This window comes from Herbaspirillum sp. WTB6, assembly GCF_057457785.1.
In genome coordinates this window covers 538,107-555,442 of the sequence record NZ_CP176522.1, presented here as the reverse complement: position 1 = coordinate 555,442, position 17,336 = coordinate 538,107, and the positions used below count along the sequence as shown (strand labels likewise).

Annotated in this window: 15 protein-coding genes and 1 riboswitch; of the genes, 3 read left to right on the top strand and 12 right to left on the bottom strand. The window is 63.9% G+C overall.

Translation table 11 applies throughout. From position 1 onward, the window contains the following. Positions 1-36 precede the first annotated feature (36 nt). The gene (locus ACK2VC_RS02570) at positions 37-1,197 is read right to left on the bottom strand and encodes an ABC transporter substrate-binding protein (protein ID WP_486732025.1); all 1,161 of its coding nucleotides are present in this window, start codon (positions 1,195-1,197) and stop codon (positions 37-39) included. 445 nt (positions 1,198-1,642) lie between these two features. Then, positions 1,643-1,815: riboswitch (yybP-ykoY riboswitch) on the top strand. A gap of 6 nt (positions 1,816-1,821) precedes the next feature. Here ACK2VC_RS02570 and ACK2VC_RS02565 point away from each other — a divergent pair. Next, positions 1,822-2,397, top strand: coding sequence for a TMEM165/GDT1 family protein (locus tag ACK2VC_RS02565; protein ID WP_486732024.1), 576 nt, complete (start codon positions 1,822-1,824; stop codon positions 2,395-2,397). A gap of 19 nt (positions 2,398-2,416) precedes the next feature. On the opposite strand, the gene ACK2VC_RS02560 is transcribed toward ACK2VC_RS02565, so the two are convergent. The 10 genes from ACK2VC_RS02560 to argH all read right to left on the bottom strand — a co-directional run bounded on the left by ACK2VC_RS02560 (position 2,417) and on the right by argH (position 12,030). Beyond that, positions 2,417-2,935: a protein-disulfide reductase DsbD N-terminal domain-containing protein gene (locus ACK2VC_RS02560; protein WP_486732023.1), complete on the bottom strand. Its 519-nt coding sequence runs from the start codon at positions 2,933-2,935 to the stop codon at positions 2,417-2,419. 36 nt (positions 2,936-2,971) lie between these two features. Then, the gene (locus ACK2VC_RS02555; protein ID WP_486732022.1) at positions 2,972-5,332 is read right to left on the bottom strand and encodes a heavy metal translocating P-type ATPase; all 2,361 of its coding nucleotides are present in this window, start codon (positions 5,330-5,332) and stop codon (positions 2,972-2,974) included. A gap of 73 nt (positions 5,333-5,405) precedes the next feature. Next, positions 5,406-5,747, bottom strand: a complete 342-nt coding sequence (locus ACK2VC_RS02550) for a copper-binding protein (RefSeq protein WP_486732021.1) — start codon at positions 5,745-5,747, stop codon at positions 5,406-5,408. Between the two features lie 16 nt (positions 5,748-5,763). Further along, positions 5,764-6,213: a DUF411 domain-containing protein gene (locus ACK2VC_RS02545; RefSeq protein ID WP_486732020.1), complete on the bottom strand. Its 450-nt coding sequence runs from the start codon at positions 6,211-6,213 to the stop codon at positions 5,764-5,766. 14 nt (positions 6,214-6,227) lie between these two features. Next, the gene (locus ACK2VC_RS02540; protein WP_486732019.1) at positions 6,228-6,740 is read right to left on the bottom strand and encodes a cupredoxin domain-containing protein; all 513 of its coding nucleotides are present in this window, start codon (positions 6,738-6,740) and stop codon (positions 6,228-6,230) included. A 38-nt stretch (positions 6,741-6,778) separates the two neighbouring features. Continuing rightward, positions 6,779-8,176 (bottom strand): multicopper oxidase family protein, encoded by a 1,398-nt coding sequence (locus tag ACK2VC_RS02535; RefSeq protein WP_486732018.1) that lies wholly within the window; start codon positions 8,174-8,176, stop codon positions 6,779-6,781. Positions 8,177-8,187: 11 nt separating this feature from the next. Next, the gene (locus ACK2VC_RS02530; protein ID WP_486732017.1) at positions 8,188-9,594 is read right to left on the bottom strand and encodes a TolC family protein; all 1,407 of its coding nucleotides are present in this window, start codon (positions 9,592-9,594) and stop codon (positions 8,188-8,190) included. 1 nt (position 9,595) lies between these two features. Continuing rightward, the gene (locus ACK2VC_RS02525; protein WP_486732016.1) at positions 9,596-9,922 is read right to left on the bottom strand and encodes a hypothetical protein; all 327 of its coding nucleotides are present in this window, start codon (positions 9,920-9,922) and stop codon (positions 9,596-9,598) included. A 105-nt stretch (positions 9,923-10,027) separates the two neighbouring features. After that, entirely contained in the window at positions 10,028-10,444 is a 417-nt protein-coding gene (locus tag ACK2VC_RS02520) for a hypothetical protein (protein WP_486732015.1), read from the bottom strand. Between the two features lie 191 nt (positions 10,445-10,635). Next, positions 10,636-12,030 (bottom strand): argininosuccinate lyase, encoded by a 1,395-nt coding sequence (argH, locus tag ACK2VC_RS02515; RefSeq protein ID WP_486732014.1) that lies wholly within the window; start codon positions 12,028-12,030, stop codon positions 10,636-10,638. Positions 12,031-12,138: 108 nt separating this feature from the next. Here argH and ACK2VC_RS02510 point away from each other — a divergent pair, with 108 nt between their 5' ends. Beyond that, positions 12,139-13,215 carry a sensor histidine kinase gene (locus ACK2VC_RS02510; RefSeq protein ID WP_486732013.1) on the top strand — a complete coding sequence of 359 codons (1,077 nt, stop codon included), beginning with the start codon at positions 12,139-12,141 and terminating at the stop codon, positions 13,213-13,215. Then, on the top strand, positions 13,212-13,967 hold the full coding sequence (locus ACK2VC_RS02505; RefSeq protein WP_486732012.1) for a LytR/AlgR family response regulator transcription factor: 756 nt from the start codon (positions 13,212-13,214) through the stop codon (positions 13,965-13,967). Before ACK2VC_RS02510 ends, ACK2VC_RS02505 begins: the two co-directional genes overlap by 4 nt. 455 nt (positions 13,968-14,422) lie before the next feature. Here the strand turns inward: ACK2VC_RS02505 and ppc are convergent, their stop codons facing one another. Beyond that, a complete protein-coding gene (gene ppc, locus ACK2VC_RS02500; protein WP_486732011.1) occupies positions 14,423-17,302 on the bottom strand; it encodes a phosphoenolpyruvate carboxylase in 2,880 nt (959 codons plus the stop codon). Positions 17,303-17,336 lie beyond the last annotated feature (34 nt).

The window sequence follows — 17,336 nt, the reverse complement described above, 5'->3', positions numbered from 1 at the left end:
TTTCGAGTGTGCCCGAAATTGGTGCCGGCGCTTACCTTACTTCAGCAATACAAATTTGTTGCCCTTGGCGATGTTGACGATGGCGTCTTGTTGCGCATCGTAACCGACCGGTTTGCCATCCTTGGAGGCGGGCGCCGGGCGGAACGAGAAGGGGCCAGTGGCGCCATCCCATTTCACTGCGGGCAACGCTTTCGCCAGCGCGGCGCGGTCTGCCTCCAGGTTGCCGGACAGCTTCACGCCTTTCAGAGCTTCGGCCATGATATGCAGCGCGTCAAACGCTTGCGCCGCGAACTGGTCCGGATCAGCCTTGAACTTGGCTTGGTAGGCGGCCATGAAGGCCTTGTTGGCGGGCGCGGTGTTTTCCGCTGACCAGGGGCTGCCCATGATGGTGTCGTCGGCCGCTTCCTTGGCGATGTCGAACAGTTTCGGCGAGTTAAAGCCGTTGCCGCCGATGAACGGCTGCTTCATGCCGAGCGAACGGGTTTGCAGGATGATGTTGCCGGCTTCCTCGGCCAGGCAGGAACAGACGATGGCGTCCGGATTGGTGGCCTTGATCTTGGTCAGTTGGGCCTTGAAGTCGACATCGCCCTTGGCATAGGTTTCGGTGGTGGTAACCGGAATCTTCTGCTCGGTCAGCGCAACCTTGAAGGCATCGTAGCCGGCCTTGGTGAAGGCATCATCGTTGCCGTAGATGACCGCGACCTTCTTCAGGCCGAAATGTTTGACCGCAACGCGGGTGGTGACCGGCAGCACGTCCGATTCCATCACCGAGTTGCGGAATGTGTATGGGCCCATCGCGGTAATGCCGTCGGCAGTATTGCTGGTGCCGAATACCACGACCTTGGCAGCGTTGGCGATCGGATCGGCGGCGAATGCCGAATTCGACAGCGTCGGGCCGAATACCGCCAGCACTTTATCCTGGAAAATCAGTTTCTTGAAAACGTTGATCGCTTCCTCTTTTTTGCCCTGCTCATCCTCAACGATCAGCACCAGCTTGTTGCCGTTGACGCCGCCCTTGGCGTTGATTTCCTCGGCTGCCAGCGTGAAGCCGTTGCGAATCGCGGTGCCGTATTTTCCGGCCGGTCCGGTCAGGGCTTCGGCAACGCCCAGCTTGATATCGGCGGCGACAGCCGAACTGATGAGCCCGGCTCCGATCAGGAGCAAAGGCAAGGTCTTGAGCAATTGGTGGATGCGCATCTGTGTTCTCCGAGGGGTTAAAGTTGTTATGTGGTCTGCCAGCGCTGCAACATGGTCCCACTACCGCCGCATGGCATAACGATCATTTTTACCGGCAGTCGGATTGCGGTACATTGCAAGCGAATGCCCGTCAGACTGCGCATTATGCCACCAGCATTGCCCGGTTTAAACTGGTTTGTTTCCGGCTGGACTGTTTTGGCGGAGAAAAAAAATGCCAAAACGCAACGCTAAAGCGCTGTTCTGCCAATGCGGATCGAGCCCGGCAAGAGGCGGGTGGCTTTAGTTACAAATAATATACAGGGTACGGTATTTTTTGATGTCGTCATAATAACGGCGTATTTATGGTTGTTTTGCACCATACTCCTGGTAATTTATTTGTTTCTGAGTAAATAGCGTGCTGTTTCTGACGCCGGGCGCGCACGCTGTGCCGATTGTCGGTAGAATTTCGCCCGTCATTGGGGAGTAGCCGTCCTTCCTCCGGAAGGAGCCCGCGTCAACATACTTGGCCGTTCGGTCATGGCGCAGGCAGTTCCCGACCTGGCGAGACCTTTGACCATGGCGCCTCCGGACTGGCCGGGGATGCGCTATGGTCATGGGTTTTCGGTCCGGCCTGGGAGCATGTAATTGGAAGCATTTCTCGTCTCGACCGGCATCGTAGCCCTCGCCGAAATCGGCGACAAAACCCAGCTGCTGGCCTTTATCCTGGCGGCCAAATTCCGCAAACCGCTACCGATCGTCCTCGGCATCCTGGTCGCAACCCTGGTCAATCACGGACTGGCCGGCGCGCTGGGCGCCTGGATTCCGTCGCTGCTGGAGCCGCAGACCATGCGCTGGCTGCTCGGCATTTCGTTCCTGGCGATGGCGGTCTGGATCCTGATCCCGGACAAATTCGACGAGGCGGATGCGCGTCTGGCGCAGTTCGGCGTCTTCGGCACCACGCTGATCGCATTCTTCCTGGCGGAGATGGGCGACAAGACCCAGGTCGCCACGGTCGCGCTGGCGGCGCAATACCACAGCCTGCTGGCAGTGGTGGCCGGCACCACGCTGGGCATGATGATCGCCAACGTGCCGGCGGTGTTGCTGGGCGGACGCATCGCAAACCGGGTCCCGGTGCGCGTAGTGCATGGAATCGCTGCCGCGATCTTCGCGCTGCTGGGAATCGCGACGCTATTGGGAGCGGGCGAGCGGCTCGGGTTTTAAGCGCCTGGGCATACGGTGCTCACTTGGCGGCCGGCGGCAAGACCAGCTTCAGTTCAGCATTGGCCGGCGGATAGCACACGCCGGTTTTTTCATGGCAGCCTTGCCAGGACGCCACCAGGGTAAAACGGCTTGCGGTCGGAGCTCGCTCCAGCGCGATTTCCGCCGGCGCCGCCTGTTCGTAAACTTCGGTGGCGCCGAAGGTCGGGTCATTCTTGACCTTGCCGGCCGGCAGCCGCACCGCCTGGATGGCGACGCCGTTGGAATCCTTGACCGCAAAGTGGATCCGGTTGCGATAAAGGTAGTAACCGCTGGCCGGAATCAGTTCCGCCACCAGTGTCGTCGGGTTCCTGAAACTCGTCTTCAGGCGGAAGGCTTGCTCCGGTTCCAGCAGCTGGTCCTGCTTCGGCTGCAGCAGGTCGGTCAGGCGTTTTTGCAGGCCCGGTGCCGACGATTGCTGGGCCAGGCTGGCCTGCTGGCTGCCGGCGACGAGCAGGGCCAACGCCACTGCCAGGCGTTGAAATTGGTTTTTCGTGAACATACGGATTCCTTTCCTGAATGGCCGCTGCCGGCAATCTTACGTTGCAGCCGTGCGTAGCCGCAGCGCGTTCGTGATCACCGACACCGAGCTCAGGCTCATCGCCAGCGCGGCGATCATGGGCGACAGCAAATGCCCGCTGAACGGGTACAACAGGCCGGCGGCGAGCGGGATTCCGAGCGCGTTATAGACGAATGCAAAGCCGAGATTCTGCCGCATATTGCGCACGGTTTCAGTCGACAGGACTTGCGCGCGTGCGATGCCGCGCAAGTCGCCCTTGACCAGGGTCACGTGGGCGCTCTGGATGGCGACGTCGGTGCCGGTGCCCATGGCGATGCCGACATTGGCGCGCGCCAGCGCCGGTGCGTCGTTGATGCCGTCGCCAGCCATGGCCACGATCCTGCCCTCGGCCTGCAGGCGCTCCACCAGCTGCAGCTTGTCCTGTGGCTTGACCTCGCCGTATACCTGGTCGATGCCCAGTTTGGCGGCGATCGCGCGTGCCGTGGTAAGGCCATCGCCGGTGGCCATGATGACGGTAATGTTGGCCGCCTGGAGGCTGGCCAGCGCTTCCGCGGTGGTCGACTTGATCGGATCGGACACCGCGATCAAGCCGGCCAGGCGCCCGTCCAGCGCCAGGTACATGACGCTGGCGCCTTCGCCGCGCAGCGCTTCGGCTTGCTGTTGCAGCACGCGCCACTCGACCTTTTCATCGTCCATCAGCACTGTATTCCCCAGTGCGATGCGGCGGCCGGACACTATCCCGCGCACACCGATGCCACTGGACGATTCGAAGCTTTCCGCCTTGTCGAGCGCCAGCCCGCGTTGGCGCGCCTCGGCAACGATCGCGTGCGCCAGCGGGTGTTCGCTGCCCTGGTCGATGCTGGCGGCGATCCGCAGCACGTCTTCTTCGCCGAAGCCCGGCGCCGGGATGGCGCGATCGAACGCCGGCTTGCCGGCCGTCAGCGTGCCGGTCTTGTCGACGATCAGCGTATCGACCCGGCGCATGTCCTCGATCGCGGCGGCGTCGCGAAACAGGATGCCCTGGGTCGCCGCGCGGCCGGTGGCGGCCATGATCGACATCGGCGTCGCCAGTCCAAGCGCGCACGGGCAGGCAATGATCAGCACCGATACCGCCGTGACGAAGCCGAATACCCAGCTCGGCCCGGAGCCGAACAGGCCCCAGCCGAGCAGCGTCAGCAGCGCGATACCGATCACGGCCACCACGAAGTAGCCGGCCACCACGTCCGCCAGGCGCTGCATCGGCGCCCGCGAGCGCTGCGCCTGCGCGACCATCTGCACGATTTGCGACAGCATGGTTTGGGCGCCGACTTTTTCCGCGCGCATCACCAGGCTGCCGCTGGCGTTGAGCGTGGCGCCGATCAACTTGTCGCCGGGGCGTTTGGTGACGGGAATCGGTTCGCCGGTCAGCATCGCTTCGTCGATCGCGCTTTCGCCTTCGGTGACGACGCCGTCCACCGGCACCTTCTCGCCGGGCCGCACGCGCAAGGTGTCGCCGATGTGGACATGGCTTAGCGGCACGTCTTCTTCGGTGCCATCGACGCCGATGCGGCGCGCCATCTTGGGCGCCAGCCCGAGCAGGGCCTTGATGGCGGCCGAGGTTTGCGCGCGCGCCCGCAGTTCGAGGATTTGCCCGAACAATGTCAGGGAAATGATGACGGCCGCCGCTTCGAAATAGACGCCGATGCGCCCGTGCTCGAGGAAGGCCGGCGGAAACAGGCCGGGAGCAACCGTGGCCACCACGCTGTAGGCGTAGGCGGCGGCGACGCCGAAGCCGATCAGGGTCCACATGTTCGGGTGGCGGCGCAGGATAGACTGTGCCCAGCGCACGAAAAACGGCCAGCCGGCCCACAGCACCACCGGGGTACTGGCCACCAGTTCGATCCAGTTTTGATGGGGCAGCCCCATCGGGAAAAACACATGGCCGAACATCGCCAGCACGAATACCACCAGGGTCAGCGGCAGGGTCCACCAGAAGCGCCGCTTGAAATCGGTCAATTCCGGATTTTCGCCCTCGTCCAGGGCCGGCATCACCGGTTCCAGCGCCATGCCGCAGAGCGGGCAGTTACCCGGAGCCGGCTGGCGGATTTCCGGATGCATCGGGCAGGTGTAAATCGTCCCCGGCGGGGCCGCTTGCGCCGGCGGCGGCAGCGCGGAACCGACGTAGGCCGATGGTTCGCTGCGGAATTTCTCCATGCAACGGCTGCTGCAAAAATAGTATTTCTTGCCGGCGTACTCGATTTCCTTGTCCCGGTCGGCGGCGACTTGCATGCCGCATACCGGATCGGTAAACGGCTTGCCGGTCTCGCGCGTACCGTGGTCGTGCCCTGGAGGCGCTGCGGAACCCTGGTGGTGGTGATCATGAGCAACGTGGGTGTGCATACTTTGTTCCCGAGTTGGTTTTTTGGTACGACCGATACGAATTCTGCGCCAAAGTGCGCGCCGCGGCATTGCGCTATCTCGTTTCTTCCAGTTGCATCACAGTAAATTGGCCGCCCACCTTGTCGGCGGTAAAGCGAATCTTGTCGCCCACCTTGAGCTGATCGAGCATGGCCGGGTCCTTGACGCGGAATACCATCGTCATGGGCGGCATGTCGAGATTTTTCAGTTCGCCGTGGCGGATCGTGAGTTTGCCGGCATCCTTGTCGATTTTCCGGACTTCGCCTTCCGCCATGGCGGTGGCCGGCTGCGCGGTCTGGGTGGGTTCGGCAATGGCGGCCGCGGCCTGCGCCGGTATCCATGCTGCGGCGGACAATGCCAGGCTGGCGGCCGCGACGAGTTTGGCTAAAGTTTCCATCGTGCTTTTCCTGTACTTATTTTCCGGTGTAGTGCTGGTATACCTTGCGGCGGCCGTTGGCCTGAACCAGAAATACGTCGTAAGGATCATTGCGATGGCCTTCCATTCCGGGTGAGCCCATCGGCATCGCCGGCACCGCGAGGCCGCGCGCCTTCGGCCGCTCCGCCAGCAGGCGCCGGATCTCGCGTGCCGGCACGTGCCCTTCGATCGCATAGCCATTCACCATGCCGGTGTGGCAGGAACCGAGTTCCTGAGGTATGCCGAATTTTTCTCGGTAGTCCGAGGGATTGGCGACATCCTGCGCCTTGACCGTGAAGCCATTGTCCTGCAAATGCTTGACCCATTCGGTGCAGCAGCCGCAGGTGGCACTCTTGTACACCTCGATCACGGGTGCTGCGGCATGGGCGGTCAAGTGTGCGCCGAGGGCGGCGGCCAGGATGCCCTGTAAAACGGTGCGTCGTTGCATGAATTGCTCCTGTGTCAGTTGGTTACGGTGATTTTGCCGATCATGCCGGCTTCGAAGTGACCGGGCGCGAGGCAGCCGTAGTTGAATTCGCCACCTTTGTTGAACTGCCAGACCATCTCTTCCTGGCCGCCCGGTTTGACATGCGCCATGTACGGTTCGTCGTGTTCCATTTCCGGGTTCTTGCGCATCAGATCGCCATGCGCTTTGAGTTCCTCCAGCGTGCCGAGCACCATTTCATGCAAGGCCTGCCCCCGGTTTTTCACGATGAATCGGATGGTTTCGCCTTGCTTGATCCGAATCTCCGATGGCCGGAAGCGCATGCTGTCGTCCATGTCGATGGCAATCGTACGGGTGACCTTCTGCGGGTCTCCTTCTCTGCCGAATGCATGCTGTTCGGCGGCGATAGCGGTACCTGCTTTCGTTGCATGGGCCTCTCCGTGCGCCAGTGCGGGCGGAGCCGCCATGGCCAGCGCAGTCGCCAGCATGGCGAGCGAGAGGCGCGAGACCAAGATTGACGATTTTTTCATGTAATTCCTTCCGGCTTGGTGTGTGTGGGAAAAAGTGATCAATGGTGGCCGCCATGAGCCAAAGGCTTGCGTACCGTCATTTCGACATTCCCTGCTTTGCCGGCGCCCGGCATCGACTGTCCACCCGCGGTGCTGCTGCGCGCCGCTGCGGGGAGGTCGCCCTGCCACTCGTAGGCCACCGTGCCGGCCGGATGCCGGTACTCGCCCGGGTCCTTATAGTCGCCCGGCTTCTGCTCCTTGCGCACCTTGAGCACGGTGAACATGCCGCCCATCTCGACGCCGCCGAACTGGCCCTGACCGCTCATCATCGGCAAGGTGTTGTCCGGCAAGGGCATTTCCATCTCGCCCATGTCCGCCATGCCGCGCTCGCCCATCACCATGTAGTCGGGCACCAGCTGGTTGATTTTGCGGGCGATGCCGCGCTGGTCGACGCCGATCATGGTCGGCACGCCATGCCCCATCGGGTTCATCGTGTGATGGGATTTGTGGCAGTGGAAGGCCCAGTCGCCGGGCTCGGTGGCATCGAACTCGATCGCGCGCATCTGGCCGACGGCAATGTCGGTGGTGACTTCCGGCCAGCGCGAAGCGGGTGGCGTCCAGCCGCCGTCGGTACCGGTGACGACGAATTCGTGGCCATGCAGGTGAATCGGATGATTCGTCATCGTCAGGTTGCCGCAGCGGATACGGACCCGATCGCCCTGGCGCACCACCAGCGGGTCGATGCCGGGGAACACGCGGCTGTTGAAGGTGAACAGATTGAAGTCCAGCATCGTGTTCACCCTGGGCGTATAGCTGCCGGGATCGATGTCGTAGTTGTTGAGCAGGAAGACGAAGTCGCGGTCGACCCTCATGAACTCGGGGTTCTTCGGATGCGTGACCCAGAACCCCATCATGCCCATCGCCATCTGAGTCATCTCGTCGGCGTGCGGGTGATACATGAAGGTGCCGGGCCGCCGCGCGATGAACTCATAGACGAAGGTCTTGCCGGCCGGGATCGGCGGCTGGGTCAGGCCGGTCACGCCATCCATGCCGTTCGGCAGCCGCTGGCCGTGCCAGTGGATGCTGGTGTGCTCCGGCAGCTTGTTGGTGACGAAGATGCGCACGCGGTCGCCTTCCACCACTTCGATGGTCGGTCCCGGTGACTGGCCGTTGTAGCCCCACAGATTCGCCTTCATGCCGGGCGCCAGCTCGCGCACCACCGGCTCCGCCACCAGATGGAACTCCTTGACGCCCTGGTTCATGCGCCAGGGTAGTGACCAGCCGTTCAGCGTGACCACCGGGTGATAGGGGCGGCCATTGGGCGGCGCCAGCGGCGCCTGGGTGGCTGCCTTGTCCATCATCGGTGCCTCGGGGAGCGAGGCGGCGCCGACGCGACTGACGAGACCGGCGCCAACCACGGCCGCCGCGCCAGTGAAAAAATTTCTGCGTGAAACCATTGTTGTTCCTCTCAGTGTGCCGGCGTAGCGGCATCGCCGGAAGCCGCCGCGCGCAGAGCGCCGCCGTTGCCGTTGATGGCGGCCTGCAGATCGGTCTCCGCTATCCAGAAGTCGCGTTGCGCTTGGATCGCAGCATTGACGCTGTTGACCTGGGCTTGCGCATCGGTCAGGAGCTCGAAGACGCTGGCGAGCATGCCGTTGTAGCGCAGCAGCACCTCTTCGGAAATCTTCTTGCGCAAGGGCACCGCTTCATCACGATAGTGGCGCGCCAAGTCGTAGCTGGTGCGATACGCGGAATAGGCTTCGCGCACTTCCGAGCGGGCCCGGATCGCGCTGTCGGCGGTACGATGGACGGCGCTCATGTACAGTGCTTCTGCCTTGGCGGTGCGGGCGCTGCCCCAGTCGAAGACCGGCAGTTCGAGCGCTATCTGATAGCCGTTCTCGCGCGGTTTGCCGCTCACGCTCTTGTTCGCGTAACCGGCGTCGAGCACGTTGACGAATCCGGTCGCCTTGCTCAGCCCGAGTGCGCTGGCGGTCGCCTCGGCCTCGCGCCTGGCGCTTTGCACGTCCAGCCGTTGCGCTATCGCCTGCGATTCCACATCGCTTGCCTGGTTGGGCGCTGGCGGCAAGTCGGGCAGGCGCTCCGGCAATTGATACGCGGTATGCGCACCCCACAGGCCCATGAGCCGCGTCAGCCGTTCGCGCGCGGCGGTGGCGTTGTGGCGCGCGCGCGCACTCTGCGCCGTGGCGTCGGCATAGAACAGGTGTTCGCGCGCCTGGTCCAGCTTGCTCCAGTTGCCGACCCTGGCCATGCGATCGGCCAGCTCGGCGCCGGCTTCGGCGGCCTTGCCTACCTGTTCCGTGTATTGAACGGTCTGCCGGGCGGCGACTGCGTTGAAATAGGCGCGCCGGGTATCGGCGGCAAGCTGCACCGCTTGCGCCGCGGTTTGCAGCTTGGCCTGCTCGAAACGCCTTTGCTCGATTCCGCTGCGGATCGGCAAGGTCAGTAAGCCGACCAGGTCGAACATGATGCTGCGGTCAATTTCGATCTCGTCGCCGCCGCGCATGCGTGCGAAGGAAAAGCCCGGATTGCGCAGCCGGCCGGCCTGCACCAGGTCGGCTTCGGCCACGCCCAGTTCGGCCAGTGACGCTTGCAGCATCCTGTTGTTGAGCAAGGCAATCCGGACCGCGGCATCGGCGCTGAGCGGTGTCGCCAATAGTTGCGCTACCTTGTCCTGGATCAGCCGGGCGTCATCCGGCGATTTTTGCCGCAGCAGCGGCTGACCACTGCGCTCCTGCGCCATGCCGGACACGGCGTCGAGGCCGCCGTCGGCGGAGAACGTTGCGCAGCCACCGAGCAACAGGGCCGCCAAGGCCAGGCACACCAGCTGCGGGCGCGTTGATGGTTGGGGGCGCATGTTATTGCCCTCCGGCGTGATCATGGGCATGGCCCGGAGGCGCATCGCCGCCGGGCGCCGCCGGGCCAGGCTCGGGCGCAGGCTGTTTCATGTGGCCGGCGTGTCCGCCCAGCTCTTGCATCTCGCGGTTGGCCCGGTGCCAAAGCCGGTCCGGCGCTTCCTGCGGAGTCGCAAACGGTCGATAGCCACTGAAGGCGGAGGTGTAGGACGGCGGCGCAACTTGGGCGCGGACATCGGCCGGATCGGCGTCCTGAGGTTGCGGCTGGGCAGCGGCGGCGAATGGCACGCCTGCCAGCGCCGCAGCCGCAAGCCAGTATCGAATTTGCATGTTTTCCTCGAAATCGTTGGAACGGACGTGTCGGTGCACGCGCATGCCCGGCAGGCTGGCCCGGGCGAACGGGCATCGTTCACCACCGCCGGTATCAGGCGTCGATCAAGCGGAAACGGTTCGGGGAGGGCGTTCGAGGCTTGCCGGAATGAATCCGGCAAGCAGTGGGGTGGGCGCGACGGCAATGAATTCCGGCCCCTCGCGGGATGCGGTCGAAATGGGGGCGGAAGGCGGTGCTGCGGCGCCGACGCAGCAGGCTGCGCACGCGCTGCAGTACGAATGGGCATGGCCGTCCTGCGCCGCTGGCGCATGGTCGGCATTGGCCGCGGGCGCGAATGTGGCGGGGTCCGCATCGGAATCAGGCGCTGTAGCGCTATGGTGATGTGCGCTGGCGGCGGAGGCCACCTGCGCCGAGTGGTGATGCGCCGGGCCGCACGACAGGCGCATCGCCGCCGCCGCTCCCTGCAGGGGGAGCACTGCGATCAAAAGCAGGAGCAAGAGTGTCTTGAGCGTGCGCTTCATTCGGCTATCCGGGTGCCGCCGGCGTCTTTCCAGCGATATCTTTCATAGTCTAAACCTTTCCCCTGTGGGAAGGTCAAGCGGAAACAGCAAGGTGGCATGATGCGCGCCGACAATAAAAAACCGCCCTGATCGCGGTGGCGGGATGGGGCAACGTCAGCGCCGGATTTCGGCGCTGCCTTCGGCCGCGCCGCTTAACCCAATTGCTGCCGCAGGCCGGCAATCGCCGCCCGCACCTGCGCCGGCGCTGTGCCGCCGATATGGTCGCGCGCCGCGACAGAACCTTCCAGCGTCAGCACTGCGAACACATCGGCTTCGATCAGCGGCGAAAAGGCGCGCAACTGTTCCAGGTCGAGGTCGGCCAAGTCGCAGCCGCGGTCGACGCAAGTGCGCACCGCGCGTGCCACCGCCTCGTGCGCGTCGCGGAACGGCAAATTCTTTTTGACCAGATAATCGGCAAGGTCGGTGGCGGTAGCGTAGCCTTGCAGCGCGGCGGCGCGCATCGCTTCCGGCTTGACGGTGATGCCGCGCGCCATGTCGGCGAAGATGCGCAAGGTGTCGGTGACGGTGTCGACGGTGTCGAACAGCGGCTCCTTGTCTTCCTGGTTGTCCTTGTTGTAAGCCAGCGGCTGGCCTTTCATCAGGGTCAAGAGCGCGATCAGGTGGCCGTTGACGCGGCCGGTCTTGCCGCGCGCCAGTTCCGGCACGTCCGGGTTTTTCTTTTGCGGCATGATCGACGAGCCGGTGCAGAAGCGGTCGGCGATATCGATGAAGCCGACGCGCGGGCTCATCCAGATCACCAGCTCTTCCGACATGCGCGAGATATGCGTCATGACCAGTGCCGCCGCCGCGCAGAATTCGATGGCGAAGTCGCGGTCGGACACGGCGTCGAGCGAATTGCGGCAGACATCCTCGAAGCCGAGCGTCTTGGCGACCCGCTCGCGGTCGATCGGGAAGGTGGTGCCGGCCAGCGCTGCGGCGCCCAGCGGCAGGCGGTTGACGCGACGGCGGCAATCGGCCATGCGCTCGGCATCGCGGCCGAACATTTCGACATAGGCCAGCATGTGATGGCCGAAGGTGATCGGCTGCGCCACCTGCATGTGGGTGAAACCGGGCAGGATGGTGTCCGCGTGCTGCTCGGCCAGGTCGAGCAGGGCCAGGCGCAGCTCGCGCAGCAGGCCGTCGATGTCGTCGATCGCGGCGCGCAGCCAGAGGCGGATGTCGGTCGCCACCTGGTCGTTGCGCGAGCGGCCGGTGTGCAGCCGCTTGCCGGCGTCGCCGACCAGTTCGGTCAGGCGCTTCTCGATGTTCAGGTGCACGTCTTCCAGGTCGAGCAGCCATTCGAACTGGCCGGCGGCGATCTCCGCTTCGATCTGCGCCATGCCGCGCTGGATGTCGGCGTAATCCTGGGCGCTGATGATGTTTTGGTGCGCCAGCATTTCCGCGTGCGCCAGCGAGCCGGCAATGTCGAACGGCGCCAGGCGCTTGTCAAAAAAGACCGAGGCGGTGTACCGTTTGACCAGATCGGAGACCGGTTCGGAAAAGCGGGCCGACCAGGCCTCGCTTTTTTGGGAAAGTTGTGCTGTCATGATTGCCAGGTTCGGGTTCCGGTGAATTGCACGATTATAAGGGATGCTAGGAGATGCAATTTTCCGCCCGCTCGCCTTCCGCCCCGCGTTTTCCTTGATTGTTCGCCTATGCCGCCTTCGTTTTTTTCAAGCCGCGTTGCCGCTGGCGCGCCGGGTACGGCGATCGACAGCGTGATTCCCGACTGCTGCAATATCGGCGTCGTGTTTCGCGCGCTGTTGTTCGTCAACCTCGCGGTGCTGGCGGCGGCGCTGCTGCATGGCGGCGGCTGGCTGGCCGGGCTGCTGGCGTTCGTCGAACTGTCGATGCTGGTCGAACCGGCCTGCCTGCTGTCGCTGACCGTCCTATGCGGCCTGCGCGCGATGCTGCGCACGCTGCCGGATTGGGGCCAGCGCCTGCTGTGCGTGCTGGTGCCGGCGGCGGTCACCGGCCTGATCATCCAGTTGCTGGCCACGTTCGAATGGTTCGCCATCAGCTTCGCGCAATTGGGCGCGCTGGAGGGCATGCTGCTGGCGGCGCTGTTCGGCGGCGTGCTGCAGCACTATTTCGAGCTGCGCGTGCGCGCCTTTTCGCCGGCCCTGGTCGAGGCGCGGCTGCAGGCGCTGCAGGCGCGCATCCGGCCGCATTTCCTGTTCAACAGCCTGAACGCGGTGCTGTCGCTGATCCGCAGCGAACCGCGCCGCGCCGAAGAGGCGCTGGAAGATCTGGCCGACATGTTCCGCGTGCTGATGCGCGATGCGCGCGAGATGACGACGATGGAAGATGAAATCCGGTTGTGCCGGCAATATCTGTCGATCGAAAAAATCCGCCTCGGCGAGCGTTTGCAGGTGCGCTGGGAAACGGTCAACGTCAGCAAGGAAATGCTGCAGCGGGCGCAGATGCCGCCCTTGCTGCTGCAGCCGCTGCTGGAAAACGCCGTGCACTATGGCGTCGAGCCGGCTTCCGGCCCGGCGCAGATACAGGTGCGGATTACGCGCCAGATCGACCGCATCGAGATCGTCATCGTCAGTCCGCTGCAACCGCAGGCGGCAGCCGGCGGCAACCAGATGGCGCTGCACAACATCCGCGAACGGCTGGCGCTCTTGTATGACGTCGAGGCGCAACTGACCACCACCAGCGCGCGCGGCTTCTTCGAGGTGCGGCTGCGGTTTCCGTATACCCGCATCGCCGCCAAGGCCGCCGCATGATCCCGAGCGTCTTCATCGTCGATGACGAAGCACCGGCGCGGCGCAGGCTGGCAATTCTGCTGGCCGACATCGCGCCGCAATGTCCGCACGTGCTGGCGGGCGAGGCCGGGCATGCACAGGCGGCGCTGGAGCAAATCGTCGCGCTGCAACCGGACATCGTGCTGCTGGACGTGCAAATGCCTGGGATGGACGGCCTGGCGCTGGCGCGCAAATTGTCGGAGTTGCCAGGCGCGCCGGCGATCATTTTTGTCACTGCGTTCGAGGAGCATGCGCTGCCCGCCTTCGACGTGCACGCGCTGGACTACCTGCTGAAGCCGGTGCGGGCGGCGCGCCTGGCCCAAGCGTTGCGGCGCGCTGCCGAATGGCGCCGCAACGTGCGTCCGGACGTGCCGGCGGCCCGGCAGCATTTCTCGGTGCAGGAACGCGGCCGTATCCTGCTGGTGCCGGTGGCTGAGGTGCTGTACCTGAAAGCCGAACTGAAGTACGTGACCTTGCGCACCCAGGAGCGTGAATACCTGATCGAGGCGTCGCTGGTTTCGCTGGAAAACGAACTGGCGGCCAGCTTCGTCCGCGTCCACCGCAACGCGCTGGTGGCGCGCGGCGCGATCGTCGGCGTCGCGCGCGGATCGCACGCGATCGATGGCGAGGCCGAGAAGGCGCAGGAAACTTGGGAAGTGCTGCTGAGTGGCGTCGAGGACCGCCTGCCGATCTCGCGCCGCCAGTGGCCACTGATCCGGGCGCTGGTGCGATAAAATAGGGAGTGTATTGCTAAAGTGTCCATTTTACGTCCGACATATGGCGCCGGCATTGGGAGTATATGCTGCGCAACCAGTCGGATTACCGTTGCTTTTGACTTTGGCGTGCCCCCGCTTGGACGCTGCCGTTTGCGCGGATTGGAAAATGGATCAGAAACGAAACATGTCTGAGCGCAGCGAGTTGGTTTCGTTTCCCATTTTCCAATCCGCGCAAACGGGAAGCCGAAGGCCAGCGTTCTTGCGGTCGCCTTCTTTTGCTTACTTTTCTTGGCGAGACAAGAAAAGTGAGTGGCCGCCGGGCCACCCCCGGCCAGTCACCACGCAGTAGCGACCGCATCACTTGGCTACAAACGACACTTGGGGGAATGCATGCATTCCCACCTAAACCCGCGGGAACGACAAGGGAAGAGGTCGCGTTTGAAGCCCATCCTCTCCTCGTCAAACCAAAGCCCTTACCCCGTATTCCTCAACCCCGCCGCAATCCCATTGATCGCCAGCAAAATCCCGCGCCGCACCCGTTCGTCCATCTCGCGCTCCGATTTCATGCTGGCGCGATGGCGCTTGATCAGTTCCACCTGCAGGTGATTCAGCGGATCGAGATAGGCGAAGCGGTTCTTGATCGAGCGCGCCAGCAGCGGATTGCCGGCCAGCCGTTCGCGGGCCCCGGTAATGGTTGCCAGGCAGGCCACCGTACGCTCGTGCTCGTCGACGATGCGCTTGAAAATGCTCTTGCGCAGCTTCTTGTCGGGAACCAGCTCGGCGTAGCGCGAGGCCACCGCGAGGTCGGTCTTGGATAGCACCATGTCCATGTTGGACAGCAGCGTGGCGAAGAACGGCCATTCGCGGAACATCGCGCGCAGTGTGGCAATCTTTTTGGCGTGAGCCTTGGCATCGGCGCCTTCCTCCAGCCATGACGCAATCGCGCTGCCGAAACCGTACCAGCCCGGCAGCAGCAGCCGGCACTGGCCCCAGGAAAAGCCCCAGGGAATCGCGCGCAGGTCTTCGATCTTGCGCGTCGACTTGCGCGACGCCGGGCGCGAGCCGATGTTCATCTCGGCGATTTCGGCGATCGGGGTGGCGGCGAAGAAGTAATCGGTGAAGCCGGGGGTGCCGTACACCAGGTCGCGGTAGGCGCGGTAACCGCGCTCCGATAGTTCCGCCATGGTGGTCTCGAATTCGGCGCGTTTCCTGGCCTGTCTGCCGGCCAGAGCATGCGGCATCAGGCTGGCTTCCAGCGTCGCCGCCACCAGCAGCTCCAGGTTGCGGCGGCCGATCTCCGGGTTGGAAAACTTGGAGGCGATGATTTCGCCCTGCTCGGTCAGGCGGATCTGGCCGTTGACGGTGCCGGCCGGCTGCGCCAGGATCGCTTCGTAGCTGGGACCGCCGCCACGGCCGACGGTACCGCCGCGGCCATGGAACAGGCGCAGCTTGACGCCGGCGCGCTCGAATATCTGCACCAGGTGGATTTCTGTCTTGTACAGTTCCCAGTTCGAAGTCAAAAATCCGCCATCCTTGTTGGAATCGGAATAGCCCAGCATCACTTCCTGCAACCGGCCCTGGCGCTCGATCTGGGCCCGCACCGGCGGCAAAGCCATCCACTGCTGCATGATCTCGGCAGCGCAGCGCAAGTCCGGAATGGTCTCGAACAGCGGGATCACCATCAGCGGTGGTTCGTTGTGCGCGGCATCGGAGGCGAGCGGATTGGCGGCGGGACACAACAGGCCGCTTTCCTTTTGCAGCAGCATCACTTCCAGCAGATCGGATACGGTTTCGGTGTGCGAGATGATGTAGTTGCGGATCGCGCGTGCGCCATAGCGCTGGCGGATGTCGCGCGCGGTGCACAGGATAGTCAGTTCCGAACTGGTTTCGTCTGAATAGGCGATGAATGGCGAGCGCAGCAGGCGCGGGCTGGCCAGCTCCGCCAGCAGCAGGGCGATCTTGTCGGCTTCCGCGAGTGTTGCGTAGTGCGCCTCGACGCCGCTTTGCGCGAACAATTCGGCCAGCACACGCTCATGCACGTCGGAACTCTGGCGCATGTCCAGCGCGGCCAGGTGAAAGCCGAAGATGCCCGAGGCGCGCTTCAAGGCCGTCAGGCGCGGCTTGACCAGGGCGGCGCCATGATGCGCCATCAGCGAATCCTCGATCACCTGCAGCTCGCCGGTGAATTCCTGCGCATTCCGGTAAGGCGTGGCGGGACCGACTTCCTGGCGCAGGATATTGCTGGCGCCCAACTGGCGCGCAGTGGCGGCCAGGCGCGCATAGCAGCCGATCAGTGTGCGCCGGTACGGCTCATCGATGCGGTGCGTGGAGGCGTCCGGCGAGCGCTCGGCCAATGCCTGCAATTCGGGCGTCACTGGCACCATCAGCGTCGAACTCGACAGTTCGGCGCCGAGCGCATGCACTTCATCCAGGTAGAAATCGAAAATCGTGGTGGTGTGTCGCACCAGCGCATGGGCCATGGTGCCGGCGGTCACATTCGGATTGCCGTCGCGGTCGCCGCCGATCCAGCTACCCATCTGCACGAACGGCGGTGTCTGCGCATGGTGGCGCTGGTTGGCGCGCGCTTGGGTGCGCGCGGGGAACTGGGCGGCAATTTCGCCTTCGATATCGTCATACAGCGCCGGCAGTTCGCGCAGGAAGGTGATGCGGTAGTAGGACAGCGCGTTCTCGATCTCGTCGGCTACCGTCAGCTTGGAATAGCGCAGCATGCGCGTTTGCCACAGCGTCGTAATTTTCGCGCGCAGCATCTCGGTATTTTGCGTCTGCTCCTTCGGCGTCAGCGTGCGATCGCGCTCGGCCAGCAGGCGCGCGATATCGTGTTCGGCGTCGAGGATGCTCTTGCGCTGGACTTCGGTTGGATGCGCGGTCAGCACCGGTGAAATCAGCGCCTCCTGCAAGAAGCCGCGCACGGTGGCGCCGGAGACGCCAGCGGCGTCCAGCTTGGATAGTGCAAAGGCGACGCTGCCTTGCTGCGGCGCCGAGCCGGCCAGCGCATGCGCGCGGCGGCGACGGTTGTGGTGCTGGTCTTCCGCGATATTCGCCAGATGGGAAAAATAGGAAAAGGCGCGCACCACCGAAATGGTCTGGTCGCGCGTCAGTTTCTTCAACAGCTTGTCGAGATCGGCGCCGGCTTGCGGATCGGATTCGCGCCGGAAGCGCACCGCGGTCTGGCGAATGGTCTCCACCACGTCGTACACCGTGTCGCCTTCCTGGTCGCGCAGCACTTCGCCCAGCAGGCGGCCGAGCAGGCGGATGTCTTCTTTCAGCGGAGCGTCTTTATCGGAAACTTTGGCTTTGGCATTGCGAGGCGGGGCACTGGGGTTTTTTGCCATGATGAGCGGTTTTGGTCAGTGTTGGAAAAAGCAG

Excerpts from the sequence above, each read along its gene's own strand:
- ACK2VC_RS02570 (WP_486732025.1), bottom strand. The coding sequence starts at position 1,197 with ATGCGCATCCACCAATTGCTCAAGACCTTGCCTTTGCTCCTGATCGGA.
- ACK2VC_RS02560 (WP_486732023.1), bottom strand. The coding sequence starts at position 2,935 with ATGTTCACGAAAAACCAATTTCAACGCCTGGCAGTGGCGTTGGCCCTG.
- ACK2VC_RS02555 (WP_486732022.1), bottom strand. The coding sequence starts at position 5,332 with ATGCACACCCACGTTGCTCATGATCACCACCACCAGGGTTCCGCAGCG.
- ACK2VC_RS02550 (WP_486732021.1), bottom strand. The coding sequence starts at position 5,747 with ATGGAAACTTTAGCCAAACTCGTCGCGGCCGCCAGCCTGGCATTGTCC.
- ACK2VC_RS02545 (WP_486732020.1), bottom strand. The coding sequence starts at position 6,213 with ATGCAACGACGCACCGTTTTACAGGGCATCCTGGCCGCCGCCCTCGGC.
- ACK2VC_RS02540 (WP_486732019.1), bottom strand. The coding sequence starts at position 6,740 with ATGAAAAAATCGTCAATCTTGGTCTCGCGCCTCTCGCTCGCCATGCTG.
- ACK2VC_RS02535 (WP_486732018.1), bottom strand. The coding sequence starts at position 8,176 with ATGGTTTCACGCAGAAATTTTTTCACTGGCGCGGCGGCCGTGGTTGGC.
- ACK2VC_RS02530 (WP_486732017.1), bottom strand. The coding sequence starts at position 9,594 with ATGCGCCCCCAACCATCAACGCGCCCGCAGCTGGTGTGCCTGGCCTTG.
- ACK2VC_RS02525 (WP_486732016.1), bottom strand. The coding sequence starts at position 9,922 with ATGCAAATTCGATACTGGCTTGCGGCTGCGGCGCTGGCAGGCGTGCCA.
- ACK2VC_RS02520 (WP_486732015.1), bottom strand. The coding sequence starts at position 10,444 with ATGAAGCGCACGCTCAAGACACTCTTGCTCCTGCTTTTGATCGCAGTG.
- argH (WP_486732014.1), bottom strand. The coding sequence starts at position 12,030 with ATGACAGCACAACTTTCCCAAAAAAGCGAGGCCTGGTCGGCCCGCTTT.
- ACK2VC_RS02510 (WP_486732013.1), top strand. The coding sequence starts at position 12,139 with ATGCCGCCTTCGTTTTTTTCAAGCCGCGTTGCCGCTGGCGCGCCGGGT.
- ACK2VC_RS02505 (WP_486732012.1), top strand. The coding sequence starts at position 13,212 with ATGATCCCGAGCGTCTTCATCGTCGATGACGAAGCACCGGCGCGGCGC.
- ppc (WP_486732011.1), bottom strand. The coding sequence starts at position 17,302 with ATGGCAAAAAACCCCAGTGCCCCGCCTCGCAATGCCAAAGCCAAAGTT.